We start from the raw sequence: 23,332 nt of genomic DNA on the forward strand, positions 1-23,332 counted from the left end.
GGATTACCAGCAAAATCTTGAAGACGCCAAGCAACTCGCATTGTTGATGGAGACGCTTAACACCTTGTCCGTCCCAACCATCGTTAAAATTCAAGGCGCCGCGTTCGGTGGTGCTCTTGGCCTGATTAGTTGCTGTGACATTGCCATCGCGTCTGATAATGCTAAGTTTTGCTTGAGCGAAGTAAAACTAGGTTTAAGCCCTGCAACAATTAGCCCGTATGTCCTCAAAGCGATGGGAGCAAGACGATGCCGTCGCCTATTTCTTACCGCCGAGTTATTTGATGCTCAGCAAGCTGAAAAATGGGGCTTGGTGCATGAAGTCGTAAAGCAAGGTCAACTTGATGACGCGGTCGACAAGGTGCTCCGACAGATTATCAGCAACGGCCCTAAGGCAAGCATCGCAACTAAGAAATTAATAAGGCAAGTTTCCGAATCAGACTTAAACCAAGATAAACAGCATGCGACGGCAGAAATCATTGCCTCACTGCGTGTATCGGAAGAAGGACAAGAAGGCTTAAGTGCATTCTTCGAAAAACGCGCTCCGAGCTGGGTTGATAAGGATTTTGGAGAGTAAGGTATGAGTGGTTTTGTACGCGTCGTAGAAGTTGGGCCTAGAGACGGGCTTCAAAATGAAAAAGCAATTGTCCCACTTGAGGCTAAAGTTTCACTTGTAAATGAGCTTTCCGCAGCTGGTGTCAGTTATATCGAAGCTGGGAGCTTTGTTTCGCCAAAATGGGTGCCACAAATGTCGAATAGCGACGCATTGTTTGAAATGATTGATCGCAACGCCAACACACGCTACGCCGCACTTACACCAAATCTTCGTGGTTACGAAGCAGCTAAAATCTGTGGCGCGGAAGAGGTTGCTGTTTTCGCAGCTGCTTCGGAAGCCTTCAGTCAGCGCAATATCAATTGCTCTATCGATGAAAGTATCCAACGATTTGAAGAGCTCGCTAAGCAGGCTAATTCAGATGGCGTTCCTATAAGAGGATACGTGAGCTGTGTCTTTGCTTGTCCGTATGGCGGTAAAGTAGACCCTCGTAAGGTAATTGAAACGACGCGTAAGCTATTTGATTTAGGGTGTTATGAGGTATCACTCGGTGACACCATCGGGGTTGGTACGGCTTATGACACCAAACAACTGCTCTCATTGATGTCGTCTGAATTTGATACAAGCAAATTGGCCCTCCACCTTCACGATACATATGGTCAAGCCCTAGCTAGCGTTTATGCTGGACTAGAGGCTGGAATACGTTGCTTTGATGCTTCTGTTGCGGGTCTAGGCGGCTGCCCTTATGCAAAGGGTGCAACAGGCAATTTAGCGACAGAAGATTTGGTGTACCTTCTTCACAGCGGCGGGTTTGAAACTGGTATTAATTTAGAGAAATTAGCGAGCGCCGGTAACAAAATATCAGACGTTCTCGGTCGCGAGAATCAATCTAGTGTTGGAAAAGCGCTATTCAAAAGTTGTTAAGGCCCTATTCCATCAGATAACAAAAACAAGGATTTCACATGTCACATGCGCCTTTATGGGCCCCGACACAGGATCAAATTGATCAGGCTAACATTACCAAATTTGGCACATGGCTCGGCGCGCAACACGGGATTTATCTTGATAACTACGAAGCGATTTATAATTGGTCGATCGCTCATCCAGACTTGTTCTGGTCAGCTATTTGGGAATACTACGATGTAATAGGGAGTCGTAGCGCTCAGATTGTAAGCGAGATCACGCAGATGCCCGGCGCAAGGTGGTTCCCCCAAACTAGGCTTAATTTCGCTGAAAATATGATGCGTTATGCCAAAACGAGCTCTCACCTTACAGCAATAACAGTCTTTAATGAGCTTGGTAAACAATGCTCTTATACATACAAAGAACTTCAAGATGCAGTTGCTGCCCTCGCCTCCACATTCAAAGACAATGGCATACAGAAAGGTGATCGCATTGCTGCGATTACAACCAATAGTGAGCACGCAATTATTGGGATGCTAGCATGTGCCTCTCTAGGCGCAGTTTGGTCATCCTGCTCGCCTGATTTCGGTGAAAGCGGAATACTAGACCGCTTTAGTCAGATTGAACCCAAACTGTTGATTACATGCACTGGGTATATATATGCTGGAAAAGTACTTTCTCTTGCCGACAAGATTAGTTCTGTCGTTGACAGCCTACCCTCACTTCAAGCAGTCATTAGTTTTAACCCTATTGATCGCGACACATCCCATATCCTGACACTCAATACTGCTAAGCACTTAGATTGGATTAATGCGATTAAGAGTAACGACAAGATCAAACTTCATTTTGAAGAAGTCGATTTTAACGACCCGCTTTATATCCTTTATTCATCAGGCACAACTGGAAAGCCTAAATGCATTGTTCATGGAGTGGGCGGAACCTTACTTCAACACATCAAGGAGCTGTCCTTACACAGTGACGTTGTTGAAGGGACAAAACTATTTTATTTCACTACCTGCGGCTGGATGATGTGGAATTGGTATATCAGCGGTTTGGCCCTAGGAGCAAGTTTGGTGGTCTATGATGGGTCGCCTTTTCACCCTGAAAAAGACAGCTTGTTTTCGCTAGCAAAAGCAGAAGACATCGAAGTATTCGGAGCAAGCGCAAAATACTTTGCCGCGGCTGAAAAATTTGGCCTAAAACCAAACAAAGATCACCCGTTTACAAGCCTAAAGGCCATACTATCGACCGGCTCGCCTTTGGTCCCAGAGAGCTTTGATTACCTATATGCGCATGTTGCTCCTCATGCACGTGTATCAAGCATATCAGGTGGTACAGATATCGTTTCTTGCTTCGCTCTCGGTGTTCCAACGCTTCCAGTCTATCGAGGAGAACTACAAGCTCCTGGACTTGGAATGGATATCGCGTTTGTTGACGAATCAGGTGTAGAACTTGAGTCAGGCAAAGGTGAATTAATTTGTCGCACAAGCTTTCCGTCCATGCCTATTTATTTTTGGGCAGACGAATCAGGTCAACGCTACAAACGCGCCTATTTCGACAGCTTCGAAAACACCTGGGCGCACGGAGATTTTGGTGAACAATCCTTACATGTGTTGTCTGATGGCTCGGTGCAAAAAGGGATAATGATTCACGGCCGCTCAGATGCCGTTCTAAACCCAAACGGCGTAAGAATTGGGACAGCAGAGATATATCGCCAAGTCGAACAAATTGATGAGGTATTTGAATCACTTGCTATCGGGCAAAAATGGGACGAAGACGAACGCATTATCTTGTTCGTAGTCCTCATGCCCGAAGTACGATTTAGCGAAGATCTCAGTCTTCGCATTAAGCAACAGATACGTAACAATACCTCACCGAGACACGTACCATCAAAAATCATTGCAGTCAGTGAAATTCCCCGTACACGCAGTGGCAAAATTGTTGAACTTGCCGTGCGTTCAGTCGTACATGGTGAAGAAGTTAAAAACACTGAAGCAATCGCAAATCCGGCAGCCTTAGATTTGTTTAAAGATATTCCTGAACTCCAAGAGTGATAGGCATCATATGAAAGCAACCTTGTTACTACTTATCAGCCTAACAGCTAGTTTTGTCCATGCTGCACAGCAAAGTGAGTTTGTGGAACCCGAATCGAGCACTGATTTATCTCAATCAAACAACCCATACAGTGATTTGCAAAAGGTTGCACAGAACGATACTCAGATGGTGGTCACGGCTCATCCGCTGGCTTCTAAGGCGGGCGCGGAGATACTAAATCAAGGTGGAAATGCCATTGATGCGATGGTTACAATACAAGCTGTTTTAGGCTTGGTTGAGCCGCAATCTTCAGGGTTAGGCGGCGGAGTTTTTACGCTTTTCTATAAGTCAGACAATCAAACCTTGGTTGCTTATGACGGACGTGAAACCGCACCATTAGACGCAGAAAAAGATTTATTCCTCAATAAAGATCAAACCCAAATGGGTTTTTTCGATGCAGTTGTGGGAGGCAGATCTGTTGGCACTCCCGGAACAGTTGCAACGCTATGGCACATGCATCAAAAAGATGGAAGCCTACCGTGGGCTAGACTCTTAGAGCCTGCAATTAGTATCGCAAAGGAAGGTTTTATCGTCAGCAACAGAATGGCGCAGTCGGTGCAGCGAGACCAAGATCGCTTATCAACTCACCCAAGCACAGCGGCTTATTTTTTACCCGAAGGAGAGCCGCTTTCAGCAGGAACCAAATTAGTAAACCCTGAGTACGCAGAGACGCTAACCACACTCGCACAACGCGGCGGAGAGTATTTCTATCATAAAGACTTCGCAGTCGACATCGTTAACGCGGTTCAAAGCGCGAATAACCCAGGCTTACTTAGTATCGAAGATTTTAAACAATACAAAGTCATTGAACGTGTACCTGTTTGTCACACATTTATAGAACATCGTGTTTGCGGCATGGGAGCACCTAGCAGCGGTGCGATCACAGTAGGCCAGATTCTAATGACAAGCGAAGCCGCTGGTTTAATCGATTACCCGCCAGAGTCGCCTCAAGCATGGCATGTCATCGCAGAGTCAACGCGCCTAGCATTCGCCGATCGCGCTTTGTACATCGCAGACCCAGCTTACTTCGATGTACCCAGCTCATTATTAAATGAAGAATATATTTCGGAACGAGCGTCACAGGTCAATACATCGAAGAAAAGTCCAACGCTGACAGCAGGCTCTCCTTTCAGTGACAAGATCGCGCTAAGTACGGGAATAAATGTAGATCAACCATCTACCACGCATTTCGTGGTGGTCGACAAGTCAGGCAACATCATAAGCAGCACAAGCACCATTGAAAATGCTTTTGGCTCTCGAGTGATGGTCAAAGGATTTCTTTTAAATAACGAACTCACCGACTTTTCTTTCAAATTTGAGAACGATAAAGGCCTCATCGCCAATCATGTAGAAGCTGGTAAGAGACCGCGTTCATCGATGGCACCAACTATCGTATTCAAAGGTGATACACCAGTTCTAGCCATCGGCTCTCCAGGTGGATCAAGAATCATAAACTACGTAGCAAACTCACTTATACGGCTCTTAGCGTGGGGACAGCCTTTAATCGAAGCGATCAACGCACCTCATATCAGCAACCGTTATGGCGACATGGATATTGAAAAAGATGCTTGGTCCGATGAGGACATTTCCGCCCTTAAAAACTTGGGGTACAAAGTAAATCAAAGAGATCTGAATTCGGGTCTACACGCTGTACAAATTAGAAAAGACTTGCTCAAAGGCGCAGCAGATAAGCGTCGCGAAGGTAGCGCGAACGCACGATAACGGATTATAAGAAATCCGGCTCATCAATAATCTCGTGCTTAACACCATGCAGTTCGAAACTTAGTGAGCGAGAATGTAAGTAGCAACGGTCTGCGTCTTCACCACCATAGCGCTTATCGCCAAGTATTGGACTGCCCAGCGACTTACACATCACTCGAAGTTGGTGCGTTTTCCCAGTCTCTGGCCACAAGTAAAACAGCCAATTATCGTGATGCTTATGTGCCTTAAATCTCGTTACTGCGGGGTTTTCGAAGGTCCTCACCAATTTGTAGCTACCGCCACGTGCCTTTGTCATATCACCTGACACGAGACCTTGCTTTTTCTTTGGTTTTTTTGGGCTTAGGGCGAGGTATTCTTTCTTGATCGTTTTGTTCTGAAACAAAACAGAAATATCTCTATTTACTTGTGGCCCCTTAGCAAACAACATTAAGCCGCTTGTAACACGATCTAAGCGATGGACTGGGTAAAGTTGATCGTCATTAAAGTGAGATCGCACTGATTCAACAAAGCCAATTTGAGTCTCGCCGTTATCATCTAACTCAGTGTGGAAACATACGTTCGCAGGTTTTGAAAGCGCAATAAAATCCGCGCTTTCAGTGATCACTTTCATTCGGACCACGCACTGCTTCTTGAGATTCGGTAGGAGTTGAATTAAGCGGCACTAATTCCATCGAAACCTTAGGAATACGAACTGGTATTTCTTTGAATCGATTCCATGCATAGGAAGACACATCTTCGACGATATTTAATATTCCATACTTGAGTGGCACAGTTGCGAAACCAGTTAGCAAGTCCTTGGCTACCATTACTTTCTTTTCTTGCGCATAGAGATTGGCGTAACTTGCTACCAAAGCCGAAATTGATCTTGTTAAATGCAAGTAGTCACTCTGAATGGTCATGCCTAACTGATACGTATTAGACAAGAGCTGCAGCGCTGCGCTAACACGCATATTCAAACCATCAGCTCCTTCGTGCATAAACTGCCTAACATTCCAAATCTCAATTGGCTGTATGCCTTTCTTAGACATCGTTTCGAGCAAGGCTTTATGAATATCTGCACGCTGAGATTCATGTTTTGCAGGATTAGTACTCATTGCGATCAGCGTATCGGTTAATGCATCAACATCGCCACACAAAGCGGACGTTAAGTAGGAATAAACGTACCCCCACTTTCCGCGCATTTGAACACTATTACCCCAATCGATTAAATATAGATGTGCACGCTCATCTACGAGCACATTTCCAGGGTGTAGATCACCATGTATCTCTTGATATAAGGCAAACTGTTCTACAACGGTATAAATAAAATTGTGTGCGACGCGCCGTCTGAACTGCGACACATCTCCTTCATGCGATTGCCCCCATGATTCCAAGACCTGAGAAATCGGACTCACCTCAGACACATACTCCATTTCTATCACGCGTCCGCTCGCGCCATAGACCTTTGGCACCGACCAATAATCAGAACCAAGTGCTCGTTCGTAAAAACGTCTTTGTGTTTCAGCTTCTAAAGAGAAATCTAACTCTTGCTCAAAACCACGCGTGAACTCTTTAATTTGTTCTGCCATTGATTTCAAAAAAGGCTTAAGTTTTGAGTGAGGAGCCCAATACTGACTACTAATCAACATTAATTCGATTGCCAACGAACCCATCGCAAATTCGCGTTCAAGATTATGACGCGCAACTTTCACGACAATAGGTACCAGTACTGTTGATGTTTCTAACTCTGAATTCGTATTTTCAACGGCTTTCTTGGCCAAAAACACGGAACCAATTGACCCACTTTTTAGAGGCTTTGATGCATCAAATTCGTAGTACATGCTCTCTGGCGGCTGACCAAAATCTTCAAAAAACACTTTTCTCACTTGTTCGACTGACATCGGCTCAACATCTTGCTGGAACACCGCAAGTTCGCGTGAAATTTCTTCGGGCAGAAAATCAGCACTGGCCGCAGCAACTTGTGCCATTTTGATAAACAAGGGACCGAATTCACTTACCATCTTCGAAACGATTTGCGCTTGGGCATGGAAGTCTTTAGGGTCGGTTTCCAAGAAAGGTTTTATGTAACGGATTGCTTGAATTTGACGCTTTAAGATCTGAATATCGCCGCGCAATACTTGTAGCTTACGTACAATTTCATTAAAACCGTCACGATTGATTTTTCTCAAGTGCTTGATGGTATTGATCGCCTCTACCAAAAGCGGCTCGTAGACGCGGATAATTGCGCGGGTGATCTCTAGATTTAGCTCAAAAATCCCTTGCAGCTCTGGACTCTCAATCAGTTCTTGAAAGAACAACCAAAACTCTTCTATAACTACTTCGGGAATCTCTACAGGGCTGCGAGAGATAGACTGCGAAACCAAGTATTTGATGAGTCTCTCTGTACTTTCTTCATTTGGGATGAAACTACTTTTACGAAGATATGCGGTTACATCCTTTGAGTAATTGGAAACTGGATGTGCATAGAGTCCATCAAACAGACCATCTAATGTCTCAGCTAACTGAGAACGACTTACATCTTCATCTGATATAACTAGTTTTAAAACCGGAGAAAACAAGGTAGGCAAAGCCAAACTGCTCGTGGCGATGCTTCCCGAACGCTTGAGAAACGACCAAGTTGAGTTACTTATGCTCTTAAGCGAATCGGTCAACGCAGAGAGCTCGTTCGTATCGTTGTCATAATCCTTCATAACACTACCAATATATCGTCATTCTCATTTAGTCGAGCGAGAGTCTTTACAAGCCATAAGGCTTTCTCGAAAATAGATCACAGAAACGGGCCAAGAATCATAACACAAGGACAGCATGCTTCATGCCTGAAACGTCGATAGTTCATTCATTCTTCTTAATTTTTACTGGCGCAGCTATCGTTGCATCGTTCGCTCTGTATGCGCGACAGCCACTCATACTCGCCTATATCATTATTGGTGCAATCGTTGGGCCATTCGGCTTGGACTATGTGTCAGACGCTCGAATGCTTAGCGAAATAGCCGAGATTGGTATTATCTTTTTGTTGTTTTTACTTGGCTTAGACATGCAGCCTAAAAGCTTAGGCGCAATGTTTGGCAAGGCAAGTTTCGTTGCAATTGTTTCATCGGTCGCATTCGCGGGGCTCGGATATATTGTTTCAATCCAATTCGGTTTCACTCAACTAGAAGCGCTCATCATCGGTGCGTGCATGGTGTTCTCAAGCACCATCATAGGGATTAAATTACTACCTACCACAGTTCTTCATCACCGACATACTGGCGAGCTCGTTGTCGCTCTGTTGCTTATTCAAGACTTAATTGCAATTCTAGTGCTGCTATTAATCGGAAGTTTTACATCTAGTGAAGATGCCGACTTTGAAATCCTAGAACTAGGTACGACACTATTGATGCTGCCTTTCGTTGCACTAGCGTGCTACTTGATCGTTCGCTTTATCATTCTTCCTCTATTCACTAAATTCGATCGTTTTCATGAGTACATGTTCCTGCTATCGATTGGTTGGTGCTTAGGGGTCGCAGAAGCTTCGGAAAAACTTGGCCTTTCTCTCGAAATCGGCGCGTTCATCGCCGGCATCAGTCTCGCGACCAGTCCAATATCACAATACATAGCCGTCAACTTAAAACCATTACGTGATTTTTTCTTAGTACTTTTCTTCTTCTCACTTGGCGCAAACTTCAACCACGCACTCCTCGAAAGTATCTGGATTCCAACACTTATCTTGGGCATTGTGATGATTGCGTTCAAACCCTGGTGTTTCAGCTTCTTACTTCAAAAAACCGGAGAACTAAAAGAGGGAGCTACTGAAGTTGGTGTGCGCCTTGGACAGATAAGCGAGTTCTCACTGATGATTGCGTTTTTGGCGTTTAGTCAGCAGCTCATTAGCAACGAAGCTTCGCACTTAATTCAGGCTACCGCTATTTTGACGTTTATTATCAATAGCTACATGGTCATCTTTCGCTATCCTAGCCCGATTGCGGTCAGCGATAAGTTACGGAGAGACTGACAAGTGGCAAAATCAATTAATCCATCGTGCCCATGCGGAAGCGATTGCTCCTACGAGCAATGTTGTGGCGCGATACATTCAGGCCGACGAGAAGCACAAACAGCAGAACAACTTATGCGTTCACGTTACTCTGCGTTTGTAAAAAATGACCTCGATTACTTAGTGCATAGCTGGCACCCAAGTCATCGCCCCAATGATTTAAAGCTTGAAGAAACGAATTGGATCGGTTTAAAGATCATAGAAACTCGCCTAGGACAGAAAGATGATGAAGAGGGCTGGGTTCACTTTGTAGCGCGTTATAAAGTAAACGGAAAGGCCGAAAAAATTGTAGAAAACAGTCACTTCTCGCGCATAGATGGCAGGTGGGTTTACGTAGAAGCCCAATCGAATGATTAGGCTCTAATATAAATGCTTACGCGTGTTATGCGCGCATACCTTTAGTACTCTCTTGTTCAGACACAAACTTAAGAAAAGCGCGCTCGACACCGCTCGCCACAGCAAAACCGAGCTTGTCCGCCAAGGTCTTTTTCTCTTTAAACGCAATACTATAAACATCTGCGTTTTGACAGCACTGCACAACATACTCGTCCGATGTCATTACTTCATCGATCAACTTATTTTCTAGCGCTTGTGAGCCGAACCAAATATCCCCATTCGCCACAACATCAATATCTACTTGTGGACGACGATCATTCACATAACTCTTGAACAAACCATGCGTATCTTCCAAATCATCTTGGAACTTAGCACGACCCTTGTCTGTATTTTCACCAAACATCGTGAGCGTTCGCTTGTATTCACCTGCCGTCAAAATCTCATAATCAATATCATTCTTCTTGAGAAGCTTATGGAAGTTCGGTAGCTGCGCGACGACACCAATCGAGCCGACAATAGCAAAGGGAGAAGCGATAATCTTATCGGCGACACAGGCCATCATATAACCACCGCTAGCGGCAACTTTATCGACTGCAACAGTCAATCGAAGCCCAGCCTTTTTAACACGGTCTAATTGAGCAGCAGCTAGACCATAAGAATGAACCATACCGCCACCGCTTTCTAACTTAATAACTACTTCGTCTAGCTGAGGATCTGCCACTTGAAGAAGCGTAGTTATTGACTCACGTAAAGTTGTGACATCACTGGCTTTGATGTCGCCATCAAAATCTAGTACAAAGACGCGAGGTTTCGGCTTTTCAGGCGACTTGTTGCGCGACTTCTTTTCTTCCTTAACGAGTTTCTTTTCATCCTTCTCACGTTGCTTTAAGACTTCCTTCGATAGAAGCTCCTCTTCCAGAAGAGCCTTATTTTCCGCCAGCTCATCATTCAGCTTAGTTACTCTAAGTTCGGCCTTTTTATCTCTCTTTCCTTTTGACGAAGCAGCTGCGACTGCAATGATTACAACAAGCAAAACTACCAAGACCGTAATTGCTTTAGCCAAGAAGATTCCGTACTCGCTTAAGAATTCCACTACCACCTCTTTTATCATTAAAATTTCATGCTATCGATATTAGGGTTTTTGCCAACTATTACAAGGTTTGGCGTGCTTGTAATTAAATCGAACGAGCGTTTGATTGCTAAGTGTTGACATGATTGTTCATACAACCTACTCTGCTGTCTCGTTTTTCGGTTTGTACTGGAAAACTGATGGGTGCTCGTTTCCTGAAATCTAATAATCAGGCACCTATAAGATTTAGTGAGCTAGATTTCTCTGGCTTATAATTAACAGATAAAATGAAGGGTATTCTCATGTCTGTAGCTTCAACTTTTGAAACGCTAAAAAACAACTTTAACGCTGATGCAGCAGCTGGCTTGGACTTAGTTTTCCAATTCAACATTGAAGACGATGCTAACTACAACCTTACAATTGCTGATGGCACTTGCGCACTAGCAGAAGGCGATCACGAAGATCCTTCAGTAACTTTGATCATGAGCACTGAAACACTTAACGGTATCGTAAGTGGCGAAACTGACGGCATGCAAGCATTCATGGCTGGTCAACTTCGTGCAGAAGGCGACATGATGCTAGCTACTAAGCTTGGCGAACTATTCAGCATGTAATTCCGCTGTTTAGTGCAATAAAAAAGGCGACTTCATGTCGCCTTTTTTATTGCTCAATTGCCGCACATCATGCGACTACGTCGTACCCGATAGATTTAAGACTATCTTCACTCAGTTTAAGCAGGTCATCATTCAATGAGCTACTTTTACCTAGAGAGTCAATGTAGTATTCGACAGACGATAAAGCGTCTGCCAAGGTTTCCAAAAGCTTTTCATCAGGCAGTGATTGTGAATCTAATAACTCTTGCTGAATGCACTTTTCACTAGCAGCAATCACACTCGCGACGCGCTCTCTACCGAGTAAAAGCATTCCGCCACGCGCTGAATCGAGTGCCTGCCCGATATTTGCTAAATGCAACTTATCACCAGCGGATTCGACATAAGCTGTAATAGAGCGTTTCGTCAACACCAAACTGCTTTGTGACTCCTCAACAACCATCATATTGGCTTCTTTCAAGAAGTGATTATCAGGATCCTTCTCAACTAGAACATGGTCAATATCACTTCCAGACTCTTTATATTTTGCCAAAGCAGCTTCAACGCCAATGATTGAGTCTGCCACTAACAGCAGATCATTCTCAACAATTGACTCTTCTGCTCCTATCCACGACTGAACAATGGCTGCTTTGTCCGTACAGTCAGCACTAAGTCTAGGCAGGTTCAAAACAATTAAAACACTCGACAGGCGAGTTAAGACCTCAGAGACCAAGTTGATATCTTCTTCATCAATACTAGATCCACGTTCAAAGAGATCGAGCTTTTCCTTAATTGTCATTAAGTCTTCACTGACAGCCTGAGATAAAGAATCTATAACTTGAGAGCCCGGCCCCATCAAACGCGATTTGGCATCTACACGCTCCTGTTCTGTATAACGTACAGCAAGATCAATCTGATCAAGAACTTGTTTAGCAGACAGATTATTTTGATCAACCACTGCATGTAGAAAAGCAATTTCACGCATCAGCTCTTGGTCTGGCGACTCATCTCGAGAATCTTCACCATTACTTACCATCAAACGAACGAGCTTCTCAATCTGCATAAATAGCCGCTTACGCTCATCCGTAAATTCAGTTTGATTATGTTCGAGGCTAGAAACGAGTTCTCGCGCATAGGCATATACTGGCGCCATCGCATAACCTACGCTGAGACGAGCAGCCCCCTCCAGAGAACGATCAATAAGCTTGAGAGCTACAGTTGTATCATTGGAACGCAAGATCGAAAGCAAACCAGTCTGGAACATGTGACGATAGCGATGAGCATGGTGGGAAAAGTCACCGAGAGGGGAAAATTTATCTAAAGCGATTACCGAAGCTAAATCAATCTGCTTAGTTGAATCAAACTCATGGAAATGTGATTCTAAAAATACAGATTTTTTTCGCTGCAACCTTAATTGATTAATTGTGTCGAGGAGTAACTCTGGAAAATCAATTTTCTCAGTTTGCAAGAACTCTGTGTAACGTTTCAGCACAAACACGGAATCACTGAGCTTCGATAATAATTCGTTTTTATCATCAGCAGCCCCAACCGGTACTTCAGTAGCTAGCTGGACCGCTTCGGCAGCAAGTGTCTCGGCACCTTGGAGCTCAACAACAACAAAAATACCGCGCAACTGATTTAATTGATCGATGCAATTTTGAAGGTCTTCACCGCTATCCCTATCATCAAGAAACCGAGAAAGACTCTGTTCTACCGCTTGTAAGGTGTTCTCTACTTCCTTATGTACAACGTCTAAAGTCGCGCTATTTATTTCATGCGACATAATGACACCACTCCAATCTTTGTGTTTGTAAACTTAGTATGGCACTAAGCCGGAACCTACTTTTAATCTATACCTTTAATTTATAGATCATTTTCGGCGCTTAACAAGCAAGGACTTGTGGAGAAAAGAAATTAATAAAAATAACTAAGCCATTATTACCAAAGAGTTTTTCCGGACGATTTTTGTAGCTTTTCCATGTATAGGTTATGCGCTTCAATTTCATCACTTTGAGCACTACATACCAATAATGATTGACCAGATGAACGATCCAGTCGTCGAATGTCTCCGACCTGTCCACCAGATGCACTATTTGCATCGAGTTCAAAAGCAGATTGCCCGCCACTCAGTAATAGATATAAGTCTGCAAGAATCTCGGCATCTAGTAACGCGCCGTGAAGTGTACGATGTCCATTATCTATCCCATAGCGCTTACAGAGAGCATCCAGATTGTTCTTTTGGCCAGGATGTTTTTCTCGCGCCATTGCCAAGGTATCAAGAACACCACAGTTACTTTCAATAACTTGACGTTTAGGATTGAGCAACGAGAATTCATGGTTAATAAAGCCAACGTCGAACGCTGCGTTATGAATGACAAGTTCCGAACCATCAACGAATGCGAAAAAATCATCGGCTATCTGAGCAAAACGAGGTTTGTCTTCTAAGAACTCATTGGTAATGCCGTGAACGGAAATCGCCTCTTCTTCGACAACGCGATCAGGGTTAATGTAAACATGGTAATGATTGCCAGTCAGCTTACGATCGATCAACTCAACGCAACCGATTTCAATAATGCGATGACCTTGTTTTGGGTCAATACCCGTGGTTTCGGTATCTAGAACTACCTGTCTCATTCTTACATCTACCCTTTGTTATTGAGTGCGTACTCAACACCTTTGTTCGCCAGTGCGTCTGCGATATCATTCTCGGTATGATTGCTGTGACCTTTTACCCAATGCCACTCAACTTCATGGCTTTGGCACATCGCATCTAGCGCTTTCCACAAATCAGCATTTTTTACGGCTTTCTTAGCAGAGGTCTTCCAATTGTTCTTTTTCCAACCGTGAATCCAAGTTTCAATACCATTCTTTACATACTGAGAGTCAGTAAAAAGACGCACTTTACTAGGCCTTTTTAATGCACGAAGCCCTTCAATGGCACCAGTTAACTCCATTTTATTGTTCGTAGTATCTAGCTCACCACCAAACAATTCTTTTCTGTGTGTACCGCTTATAAGCAGAGCTCCCCAGCCTCCGGGGCCTGGGTTACCCTTGCACGCACCGTCGGTATAAATATCTATTTCTGTACTCATGAATATTGATCTAGGCGGTAATAAAAACTATTTTTCCGAATCTCTCGATTGTCGATTCGCTACGGGCAATCCGATGACGTTGGGCTTTCGCGCCCATCGTCGGGAGGTATTAATCAAACCCAACTGCTGTTTGCGCGCCATAATAACGTAGTAAGCGCCCAATGGCACCTTGGCGTTGACGACACTCTCTATCCAAGCAAAGCGCTTAGCTAAACCAGGGCGATTAATGGTTGGGGCATAAAAGTGATATTTATGACTTTCAATTTTGAAGTCCAACAGCGTTAACCAATCAGCGACTCTATTGCCCGATAAAAAGCGATTCATCCAGATGCCAGATCGAGATCTATTGGCTAATTTAGCCAAACCCCACAAACTCAGTGGATTGAACCCAATTAAAACCAAAGTCCCGTTGGACTTTAAGATACGAGAGGTTTCGCGCAAAGTTTGATGAGGAGAAGGACTGAAATCCAAAGCGTGATGCATGATCACTAAGTCAGCACTGTCATGCGGCAATGCAATGTCTGTTGTCTGACAAACCAAGGTGTTGTTAGGCATTTCTACTTCATAGTTCGGAACGACATAAAACCGATGACCTAAGCCGCTCGCATTTCCAACAGGTATGCGGTGAGATACACACAATTCAGCCTGATGAACACCAACATTCCTTTCAATCAGGCCGTTTATACAACGCCGCTGGTCGGCCAGCAATTCACGTCCGGCGCTAGTTTGGAACCAGCCTTCTAATTGTTTTTGAACATACTGATAATGGGCAATTTTTTTCAAAGAATCGTCATCATCTGTTCTAACATCTATGGTCAAAACGCGTCCTCAATTCATGTATGAAGCTTAAGTATTGCTTGCAGCACAACTCAGTATACTATCGTAGCTTAAAGTAATCACAGAACTACGGCGGTTTAACATGGCTCATTGTACCATTTCAACGATTTCGGCATTTCGAGATAACTACATTTGGTGTATCCATGACGATTCGACAGCGGTTATTGTTGATCCTGGTGATGCAACGCCAGTACTAAGATTTTTAGAAGATAATAATTTGGATCTTGAAGCCGCACTTGTAACGCATCATCACCCCGACCATGTAGGAGGAATACAAACGCTTGGGACAAACTTCCCAAATCTCCGCGTTATAGGCAGTCCAGAATCACGCTTCGGTGGTATCAAGGAACAAGTCAGAGAAGGAGATTCGGTAATTGCCGGCGGAAACTCTTTCTCGGTTATTGACGTTCCGGGGCATACTCTTGATCACATAGCGTTCGTTCTGTCCAATGAAGAAAGTACGCATCTATTTTGTGGTGACACTTTGTTTTCAGCTGGGTGTGGCCGCTTATTCGAAGGCACCGCCAAACAAATGCACGACTCACTTAGAAAGCTGCAAAACCTTCCTGCCGAAACGCAAATTTATTGCGCCCATGAGTACACACTATCTAATTTAGATTTCGCGTTGTCGCTTATGCCGAATAATAAAGATCTTCAGGACTATCACAATCAATGCACCCTCAAACGTGAGAATAATGAGTCAACAATCCCGACAACGTTGTCCCAGGAATTAAAAATTAATCCTTTTTTAAGGGAATCTGATCCGGAGATCATCGATAATCTCCAAACACTCAACTATAAAGCGTTGTCAGAAGCAGAAGATCGCTTCGCGGCAATACGCCATGCAAAAGATAACGCTTAAGTTTTTTTCTTGATGTAACCAAGGTAGTTAGTTCACACATGTTCCGTTTGCTTTTTGTCGCTCTCATTTTTTTAAATGGCTGTAGTACTCTGAATACTGCGTCTAAAGCCAATATCAATAAAGATAGTGAGATCGCTACTATTGATGAAACCGAGCAAGTTTTTGTTCCTCCTCTAGAAACTATTCATATCACTTGGTTCGAAGATTATTTAGATGAAGTCGCTCTCAAACCTTTGATGTTCCCCCACGCGCCGAACGGTTGGCTCGTAGAGACGGAACATCAGCCATTGCCGGTTGAAGTGGTCGAAGCGATCGGCAGACCTACTGATTTGCTACAACGTATTCGAGACGGCCTAGAATTTGATTTGAGCGAAGATAATCATCGCATACGTGCACAGTTAAATTGGTATGTGAAGCACCCAGCTTACTTGGACCGCGTGTTTACGCGATCTGCACGTTACATGTACTACATCGTTGAACGATTAGAAGAAGAAAACCTTCCTTTGGAATTAGCCTTACTTCCTATTGTAGAAAGCGCATTTAACCCATTTGCCTACAGTCATGGGCGAGCGTCTGGGCTTTGGCAATTTATCCCAGGCACCGGGAAAATGTATGGCATGCATCAAAATTGGTGGTACGACGGACGCAGGGATGTAATTCTTTCGACAGAAGGTGCTATTAAATACTTGCGTTGGCTCAACAAACGTTTTGATGGTAATTGGATGCACGCACTCGCTTCCTATAACACTGGACCTGGGCGTGTTAGCAAATCAATCAAACGAAACAAAAAAGCGGGAAAGCCCACTGACTTTTGGTCATTAAAGCTACCAAAAGAAACGCGCGCTTACGTTCCTAAACTAATTGCGATGGCTAAAATTGTTGCCGATCCATCAAAGTATGGACTTGAGCTCAAACCCATCGCGAATCAAAAATACTTTAATGTGATCGCACTAGATTCGCAGATTGACCTTGCTCAAGCGGCTTCATTAGCTGAAATTGATATAGAGGAAATCTATCAACTCAATCCGGGATTAAACCAGTGGGCGACACCTCCTGCCGGCCCACACCGCCTTTTACTGCCTAGCAGTATTTCAAAATCATTCGAAGAGAAGCTATCGCAACTCCCCAAAAAACAGCGCTTAACTTGGGATAGCTATGTCGTGAAACGTGGCGACGCTCTGGGTACTATTGCTAAAAAATTCCACACGACCCCTTCATTGATTCGACAAGTAAACAATATTCGCGGCAATACTATTTACCAAGGCCAAAATTTACTAATCCCCGTGGCGTCGAAGAACAAGCATTTCTACAACATGAGTGAGCAAAACCGTATCAGCTCCGCGCAGACGAAAGTCAGGGGTAAGAACGGAGCCAGTAAGGTTTTCTATAAGGTGAAATCTGGAGATACCTTCTGGGATATAGCTCGCGCGCACAAAGTAGGCGTTCGCCAGCTAGCAAAATGGAATGCAATGGCACCTGGAGATGTTCTTCGTCCAGGTAAAACACTGCTAATTTGGTCGAATACAGCTGCACAAAAAGCCTCAGCAAAACCTGCTTCAACACGTTATCAGCCTTCGATAGCAAGCTCGTATGCCCCGAGAGATAAGCTCAAAAAACTCAGCTATCGCGTACGCAACGGTGACTCTTTATGGCGCATAGCCAATAGATACAAAGTCTCGATCAACGAGCTAAAAAAATGGAACAAGCTTGGCGGAAAAAAATATCTTCAGCCAGGCCAACGCATCACGGTCTATGTTGATATCACGCAAGGCTAAGTATTCAACTTTTCTTGCCAATTATGTTCAACGCTAGTTTTGACTGAACGTAGAGTTGGTTAAACCGCTCTACGTATGCCGTGTCGATTTCTCGCTTACTCTCATAAAGATCTGCATATAAAAAACCAATCGGTTTAAACTGCGACTTCAACACTGCAACCAAACAAGTCTCAACACCCGTTTTGAAAGCAAGCGCATCGAGTTTTTTATCACTGTCAGCATCGCCGACTTTAAAGATAAACGCTTTTTCGCTAACCATTGCTTGTTCGAATGAGGCGCTCTGCTCTATCTCTTGCGTCACCGACACATTGCTCGATATCTTTGAGATGCCATCACTTAACTTACACACATACCGATGAGTAGTTGTATTTTTAAGGAGCAATGCACAGCGTTCAAAGCCCGCGCCATAATAAACACCTCGCAGCAGCAAACGGAAAAAACCATTCATTTCAAATTCGTTTGCCAACAACATTTCGGTAAGCTTTTGACTTACATGCAGCTGTTTTTGCGCGTCAAAGTCATGATGCGTTTTTACTTGCTTTACCAAACCACTATCAGACTCGTTCGTATCATTCTGAAGAATAATCTGTGGATCAGAGTCAGCGTTTACATCATCTTCAGCAGACAGCCCACTTCCCTCAGAGCTTTGTTGTACAGCATCTACTTCGCTTGAATCGCTGTTATCTGACAAGCGGCGCTGCGCACAAGTAATAATCTTTTGATCATCAAATTCCTTGATTGCCAGCAATGCTTCATAACGTGCAGCGCGGACATCGCTTTTCACATGTACTCCGGTTTTACCGGTATATGCGACCATTTTCTTCAACACACTTTTGAAGACTCGACTGTCTTCCCCCGATTCAACCGCTTCACATGCATCTTGACCAAGCACTATAGCTTTCAGACGCTGATCAACCGCTCTGGGGTTATAGAGATCATTAATTAATCCATCTATCTGCCAGCGTTTCATTAGTGTTTTCGACAAGGTATCTAAGCGAGTTCCTAGAACATTATTGGCGATAATGTTTCGCTCTTCTGTTGTAGTGCTAGCCTCAACCTTGCTCGCATATAAATTCCCTTCCGGATCACAAGACGATACGATAAGTAATTCGACTAACTGACTCAGCAGACAAGCTATGAACACCTCTTCACGCTCGGTTTCATTGAGTCGGGAACACAAAGCACGCGCTTGAAAAGAAGAATGAAGTCCCGTTACCAAACGGTCTGCCACCTGGTCACTCGCATTGTTCATCGAAAACAACTCAAGTACTTTTACGGCCAAGCACACACTACGTATATGTTTAAATCCAATATTTATAATTGCTCGGCTAACGGTCGTAACAGGTGTTGAACTCGGGTTAAACTGGATGGAGTTTCCAATCCTTATAATATGACTTGTAAGACTCGCGTCCTTTCTCAATACCTCGCCTAACTGAATCGCAGATGAATCGTCACTTGCAGTCAAGCGATCTAATTCTTTAAGTAATCCAGCAAGCGTAGCGGCTTGGCTACCCTCCAGTAATCTAATCCACCCGTGCAGCCCTTTTTGTTTTTGCTCGCGCATACATCATCCTCACGTACGAGCTATATAGTTTAGCAATCAAACTAAAAACTGTTATCGAGTAGAAGTATTTGTTAAGTTCTAAGCACAAAACAATAAAGGAAAACGTTCGTGTCTGAGACCTTCGATAACTGCAATATCAAAATACATCTCCCGGTCGCATGGGGAGAAATGGATGCATTCCAACATGTGAATAACGTGGTTTATTTCAAATACTTTGAGAGTGCTCGAATTGCCTACTTTGAAGAGACTGGAATCAACGAATACATGCAAATTCATGGTATCGGGCCAATCTTGGGTTCAACGCAATGCCGCTTTAAAGCGCCGCTGACATACCCAGACAACATAACAGTTGCGACGAAAATAACCGAGTTAAGCGCAGATAGATTTACGATGAAGTATTTTGTTAAAAGCGACAAATCAGGCCGAATCGCAGCTGAGGGAGAAGGAACAATTGTGTTCTTTGATTACAACACTAATCAGAAACACCACATCCCAATTGAAATAGTCAAAACAATAAAAGAGTTAGATTTCTAAATCTGGTAATTAGAGATGAGCGTGACAGCCATTGGCTCATCTCTAATTTCGCAAATCGCTACGATAATGAGGTCAAAGTGTTAATCGTTAACCAGAATAACGGCACGTTTGATAACGCAAATAACATGAAACGCAATTCAATTTTATTAACGAGTGATTGAAACAAGCTATGAACGATTCTCAAGCCCACATAAGCCCATGCAAGTGTTTCGTTCAAACCCTCTCCAAGACCGAGTAAAGCCATACTTATCGCAAGCGCATAAAATACAGTTGGCTGCTCCATTAGATGATTGTAATTATCAGCCTTCCACCTCGCTTTCGATGGCAAACTTGCCATTTGTTCGCCGGTAGGAATCGTTGCGTCTAATGTCATTCCTGACGCCTTAATTGCGGGAAGTCGGGTTGCTAACATCCACAACCATTGCACAAGCGACCATGCAACAAGCACTACTACAGGAACTAAAATTTCATTAGTTATAGTCATCTCTAAACCTTCTTATTGTCGTGAGAAGTTACAGCCTAACTAAAACTCTTAAGCCTTACGGCGCTTAATGCAGATGAGTGTTGTGATAAGCGGCCAGTCGCAACATGACCTTTCAGGTCAATATTCAGGCATCAATTTTTCACAGCTCTGAGGTAGTTTTTTAATACTTTTCAAAAACGCGTCTGAAGGTACGACAAATGCTCTAAATCTTCCTTTACTATCATTAGTGGCTGCAGATAGTACGCCAAGCACCGTTGCTTTATTGCCATTCAGTCCAACCAGTGCGGCACCGGAATCACCATGTTCAACCGCACAGTCTTTTATTCTAATCATTTGGTTCTTTTTGGGTGGTAACGCTAACTTACAGCTCTGCTCTGCATGCATACGAGAAGGATCAGACTTTGGATAGCCTGCAATCATAAAGCGTTGAAAGGAGTTTGTGTGATCGCCGGGTTTCATATGACCTAACATACAGCCAACCGGATATCGTAAACGCACTAGAGCCCAGTCTTTAAGTAGGGCCTGATCGTCGAAAGTTCCTTCAGGCAAATGCTTCGCAGCAACGGTGTAACTCATCGCTTCAGACTGCGCGACCAAAGCTCCGGCATTCAAGCCCGCTAGGAAATGAATTTTATTCGGTGAAAAATAAGAACGGGTTTTGTAGTCGTATATGCGGTGCGCGGCGGTCAATACGGTATCGGGCGAAACAAGCGTTGCCGTACAGGATTGCTTCGCTTCAACACGCAACTTACCTATTACATTCCATGGAGGTTGAGTCGCATCAACAACAGCACTCGAGGCAAGACATGGCCAAACCAGAATAAAAAACAAAAAGATGGAAGTCTTCACAGTATCTCCTACGTAATTTTCGGCAGGAGTATAGTCAAAGATTTAGCGCTTCAGCGCCTCAAAGGCATCATATTGGGATAAGTACTTGTTACCCGTCAAACGGTCATAAAACCCAGCAGTTGCAAGCTTGTCATCAACAGGACCTTTCACTTCAGACAAGTGCAGTAAAACACCTTGTTCGAATAATTTCTTATTAAGGTTCTCGAGCATGGTTAACGCACTATAGTCAACTTCGTTTACCGCGCTGCATTGAATAATTACATGGGCAATTTGATCGCGCTTGTATAGCTCATTAAGAACGTATGCTTGCAACATCTCAGCGTTTGCAAAAAACAAACTTTCATCCTGCCTCACACTCAGCACTCTGAGACAAGTCGTCACATCAAATCGCTTTACGTTCCTAAAGTGCTCTGTTCCCTCTAATAACCCAACCTCTGCAATGTGCGGTTTAGACGTCCTGTATAAGTGAAGACATAAGGAAATAATTACACCCGAAATAACACCAGCCTCAACGCCCGAAGTAAGCGTGATAACCACGGTCGCTGCTACAGCAAGAAAATCACTTTTTGAATAGAGCCACGTACGTTTAAACACCACAAACTCCATCAACCCAATAACAGCAACAATGATCAACGAGGCCAAAACAACTTTTGGGAGGTAATAGATATAGGGCGTTAAAAACAGTGCCGCCAACGCAACACCAAGTGCTACATATAGGTTAGATAACTTAGTCGCTGCGCCGGCCTCAAAATTCACGGCAGATCGTGAAAACCCTCCGGTAACTGGCATTCCTCCGGATAGGCCAGATGCAATATTTGACGCTCCGAGTCCAATAAGCTCACGATTCGGGATAATAGTTTCTCGCTTTTTAGCACCAAGAGTTTGAGCAACCGATACAGACTCGACATACCCAATCAAACTAATCATTAAAGCCGGTAATGCCAGCTTCTCGACAATCGAAACATCAACTTCGGCAAAAGAGATACTAGGCAAGCCCTGAGGTATATAACCAACAACTGCAACCCCTATTGCTTCTAGGTCAAAAAAGAACGACATACACGAAGCTAAAACGACTAGAAAAAATGGCACTGCTTTGCTGATTAAATTCGCGATACCCGCTGGCATTAAGCGCGAGAAAATCTGAGTACCAAATTGTTTATTTAATAAAAGGATTGTCAAGCAGGTTACGCCAAGCGCTAATGTTGAATTAAACGACGAGATATCAAACGCCGAAAAATGATCTATTTGCTTCGCAACAATAATCAAACTAGAAGCCGTAATAAATCCTGACACGACTGGCTTTGATATAAAGTTAATGATCAGCCCGAGCCGAAATAAGCCAAACAAGACGAGGAAAAGCCCCGACAGCAAAGCCAGTACAATACTTGCTTCTGCGTATCCGACATCCACATTTTCACTAACTGAACCTATGGCCGATGCGGTCATTAAGGAGATGATTGCGACAGGCCCCACAGATAGCGTCGTACTACTACCAAAAAGGCTATAAACAACGATGGGTAAAATACTAGAAAATAAACCGACCTGAGGAGGAAGGCCGGCCAGCATTGCGTAAGCAATGGATTGAGGAATCAGCAAAGCAGTTACGATAAACGCAGCGATAATATCGTTAACAAATAACTGCTTCGAATAATACTGATTCACAGAGTCTTCAACCCAACAGAAAATCGATTAAATTTTGCTGCTTTCCTCCCATATGATCGTGCAACGATTGCCCGTTCGGCAATAAGCATGCGTTACGAGACCCGCATCAAGTTCGCTTTTAAATTCTTGGACTTGGCTTGCTTGAAGTTGACCTCCAGCAAAAGGAATGGCAACGAACTTAATTCCAAATTTCTCTGCCGCTTGCGCAATCTCTTCATATGGAGTTTGATCGGCAGCCTCTCCATTCGGACGGTTACAAATAAGAAGTTCTACACCCATGTCAGCTAAGCTAGAAACGTCGGCAACAGTAATCTGATCTGAAACCGTATATTTTTCTGCAATCTTTTTAATTTCCATAATATTCTCAGTGCTTGTTTGT

General features: G+C 43.8%; 22 protein-coding genes. 10 read left to right on the forward strand and 12 right to left on the reverse strand.

Annotated features, from left to right (window positions below):
• From A3738_RS05875 to ggt, 4 genes are all read left to right on the forward strand, one after another.
• A partial coding sequence (locus A3738_RS05875) for an enoyl-CoA hydratase-related protein (protein WP_068763442.1) occupies positions 1–574 on the forward strand: 574 nt, incomplete at its 5' end.
• Between the two features lie 3 nt (positions 575–577).
• Positions 578–1,474, forward strand: a complete 897-nt coding sequence (locus tag A3738_RS05880) for a hydroxymethylglutaryl-CoA lyase (protein WP_068479638.1) — start codon at positions 578–580, stop codon at positions 1,472–1,474.
• A gap of 38 nt (positions 1,475–1,512) precedes the next feature.
• Entirely contained in the window at positions 1,513–3,507 is a 1,995-nt protein-coding gene (locus tag A3738_RS05885; protein ID WP_068479636.1) for an acetoacetate--CoA ligase, read from the forward strand.
• Positions 3,508–3,517: 10 nt separating this feature from the next.
• Entirely contained in the window at positions 3,518–5,269 is a 1,752-nt protein-coding gene (ggt, locus tag A3738_RS05890) for a gamma-glutamyltransferase (RefSeq protein ID WP_068502576.1), read from the forward strand.
• Positions 5,270–5,273: 4 nt separating this feature from the next.
• Here the strand turns inward: ggt and A3738_RS05895 are convergent, their stop codons facing one another.
• Together A3738_RS05895 and A3738_RS05900 are read right to left on the reverse strand one after the other, a co-directional pair.
• Positions 5,274–5,879, reverse strand: a complete 606-nt coding sequence (locus A3738_RS05895) for a pseudouridine synthase (RefSeq protein ID WP_068479632.1) — start codon at positions 5,877–5,879, stop codon at positions 5,274–5,276.
• Entirely contained in the window at positions 5,863–7,959 is a 2,097-nt protein-coding gene (locus A3738_RS05900) for an AarF/UbiB family protein (protein ID WP_068479630.1), read from the reverse strand. The genes A3738_RS05895 and A3738_RS05900 overlap by 17 nt, the downstream gene beginning before the upstream one ends.
• 122 nt (positions 7,960–8,081) lie before the next feature.
• On the opposite strand from A3738_RS05900, the gene A3738_RS05905 reads away from it, so the two are divergent.
• Positions 8,082–9,260 (forward strand): cation:proton antiporter, encoded by a 1,179-nt coding sequence (locus tag A3738_RS05905; protein WP_068479628.1) that lies wholly within the window; start codon positions 8,082–8,084, stop codon positions 9,258–9,260.
• Positions 9,261–9,263: 3 nt separating this feature from the next.
• Complete coding sequence (locus A3738_RS05910; RefSeq protein ID WP_197472465.1) at positions 9,264–9,656, forward strand: YchJ family protein; 393 nt, start codon at positions 9,264–9,266, stop codon at positions 9,654–9,656.
• Positions 9,657–9,681: 25 nt separating this feature from the next.
• Here A3738_RS05910 and sohB read toward each other — a convergent pair whose 3' ends face one another.
• The gene (gene sohB / locus A3738_RS05915; protein WP_068479739.1) at positions 9,682–10,728 is read right to left on the reverse strand and encodes a protease SohB; all 1,047 of its coding nucleotides are present in this window, start codon (positions 10,726–10,728) and stop codon (positions 9,682–9,684) included.
• A 278-nt stretch (positions 10,729–11,006) separates the two neighbouring features.
• Between sohB and A3738_RS05920 the strand changes: the two genes are divergently transcribed.
• Positions 11,007–11,318, forward strand: a complete 312-nt coding sequence (locus tag A3738_RS05920; RefSeq protein WP_068479737.1) for an SCP2 sterol-binding domain-containing protein — start codon at positions 11,007–11,009, stop codon at positions 11,316–11,318.
• Positions 11,319–11,385: 67 nt separating this feature from the next.
• Here the strand turns inward: A3738_RS05920 and A3738_RS05925 are convergent, their stop codons facing one another.
• From A3738_RS05925 to A3738_RS05940, 4 genes are all read right to left on the reverse strand, one after another.
• The gene (locus A3738_RS05925) at positions 11,386–13,077 is read right to left on the reverse strand and encodes a hypothetical protein (protein ID WP_068479626.1); all 1,692 of its coding nucleotides are present in this window, start codon (positions 13,075–13,077) and stop codon (positions 11,386–11,388) included.
• 155 nt (positions 13,078–13,232) lie between these two features.
• Positions 13,233–13,928: a DNA polymerase III subunit epsilon gene (gene dnaQ, locus A3738_RS05930; RefSeq protein WP_068502579.1), complete on the reverse strand. Its 696-nt coding sequence runs from the start codon at positions 13,926–13,928 to the stop codon at positions 13,233–13,235.
• Positions 13,929–13,936: 8 nt separating this feature from the next.
• Positions 13,937–14,386: a ribonuclease HI gene (gene rnhA / locus A3738_RS05935; RefSeq protein WP_068479624.1), complete on the reverse strand. Its 450-nt coding sequence runs from the start codon at positions 14,384–14,386 to the stop codon at positions 13,937–13,939.
• 27 nt (positions 14,387–14,413) lie between these two features.
• Positions 14,414–15,205, reverse strand: coding sequence for a class I SAM-dependent methyltransferase (locus A3738_RS05940; RefSeq protein ID WP_082869227.1), 792 nt, complete (start codon positions 15,203–15,205; stop codon positions 14,414–14,416).
• 100 nt (positions 15,206–15,305) lie between these two features.
• Between A3738_RS05940 and gloB the strand changes: the two genes are divergently transcribed.
• Positions 15,306–16,085 (forward strand): hydroxyacylglutathione hydrolase, encoded by a 780-nt coding sequence (gene gloB, locus A3738_RS05945; RefSeq protein WP_068479622.1) that lies wholly within the window; start codon positions 15,306–15,308, stop codon positions 16,083–16,085.
• A gap of 38 nt (positions 16,086–16,123) precedes the next feature.
• Positions 16,124–17,860 (forward strand): LysM peptidoglycan-binding domain-containing protein, encoded by a 1,737-nt coding sequence (locus A3738_RS05950; RefSeq protein WP_068502582.1) that lies wholly within the window; start codon positions 16,124–16,126, stop codon positions 17,858–17,860.
• A gap of 4 nt (positions 17,861–17,864) precedes the next feature.
• Here A3738_RS05950 and A3738_RS05955 read toward each other — a convergent pair whose 3' ends face one another.
• Complete coding sequence (locus A3738_RS05955) at positions 17,865–19,424, reverse strand: HDOD domain-containing protein (protein ID WP_068763444.1); 1,560 nt, start codon at positions 19,422–19,424, stop codon at positions 17,865–17,867.
• Between the two features lie 108 nt (positions 19,425–19,532).
• On the opposite strand from A3738_RS05955, the gene A3738_RS05960 reads away from it, so the two are divergent.
• Positions 19,533–19,958, forward strand: coding sequence for a thioesterase family protein (locus tag A3738_RS05960; protein ID WP_197469375.1), 426 nt, complete (start codon positions 19,533–19,535; stop codon positions 19,956–19,958).
• A gap of 58 nt (positions 19,959–20,016) precedes the next feature.
• Here A3738_RS05960 and A3738_RS05965 read toward each other — a convergent pair whose 3' ends face one another.
• The 4 genes from A3738_RS05965 to A3738_RS05980 all read right to left on the reverse strand — a co-directional run bounded on the left by A3738_RS05965 (position 20,017) and on the right by A3738_RS05980 (position 23,310).
• A complete protein-coding gene (locus A3738_RS05965) occupies positions 20,017–20,442 on the reverse strand; it encodes an MAPEG family protein (RefSeq protein WP_068500090.1) in 426 nt (141 codons plus the stop codon).
• Between the two features lie 117 nt (positions 20,443–20,559).
• Positions 20,560–21,291: a serine protease gene (locus A3738_RS05970; protein WP_068479614.1), complete on the reverse strand. Its 732-nt coding sequence runs from the start codon at positions 21,289–21,291 to the stop codon at positions 20,560–20,562.
• Between the two features lie 42 nt (positions 21,292–21,333).
• On the reverse strand, positions 21,334–22,953 hold the full coding sequence (locus tag A3738_RS05975; protein WP_231876548.1) for a SulP family inorganic anion transporter: 1,620 nt from the start codon (positions 22,951–22,953) through the stop codon (positions 21,334–21,336).
• A gap of 27 nt (positions 22,954–22,980) precedes the next feature.
• Positions 22,981–23,310, reverse strand: a complete 330-nt coding sequence (locus A3738_RS05980; protein ID WP_068479610.1) for a beta-lactamase hydrolase domain-containing protein — start codon at positions 23,308–23,310, stop codon at positions 22,981–22,983.
• Positions 23,311–23,332 lie beyond the last annotated feature (22 nt).

The organism is Oleiphilus sp. HI0066, assembly GCF_001635725.1.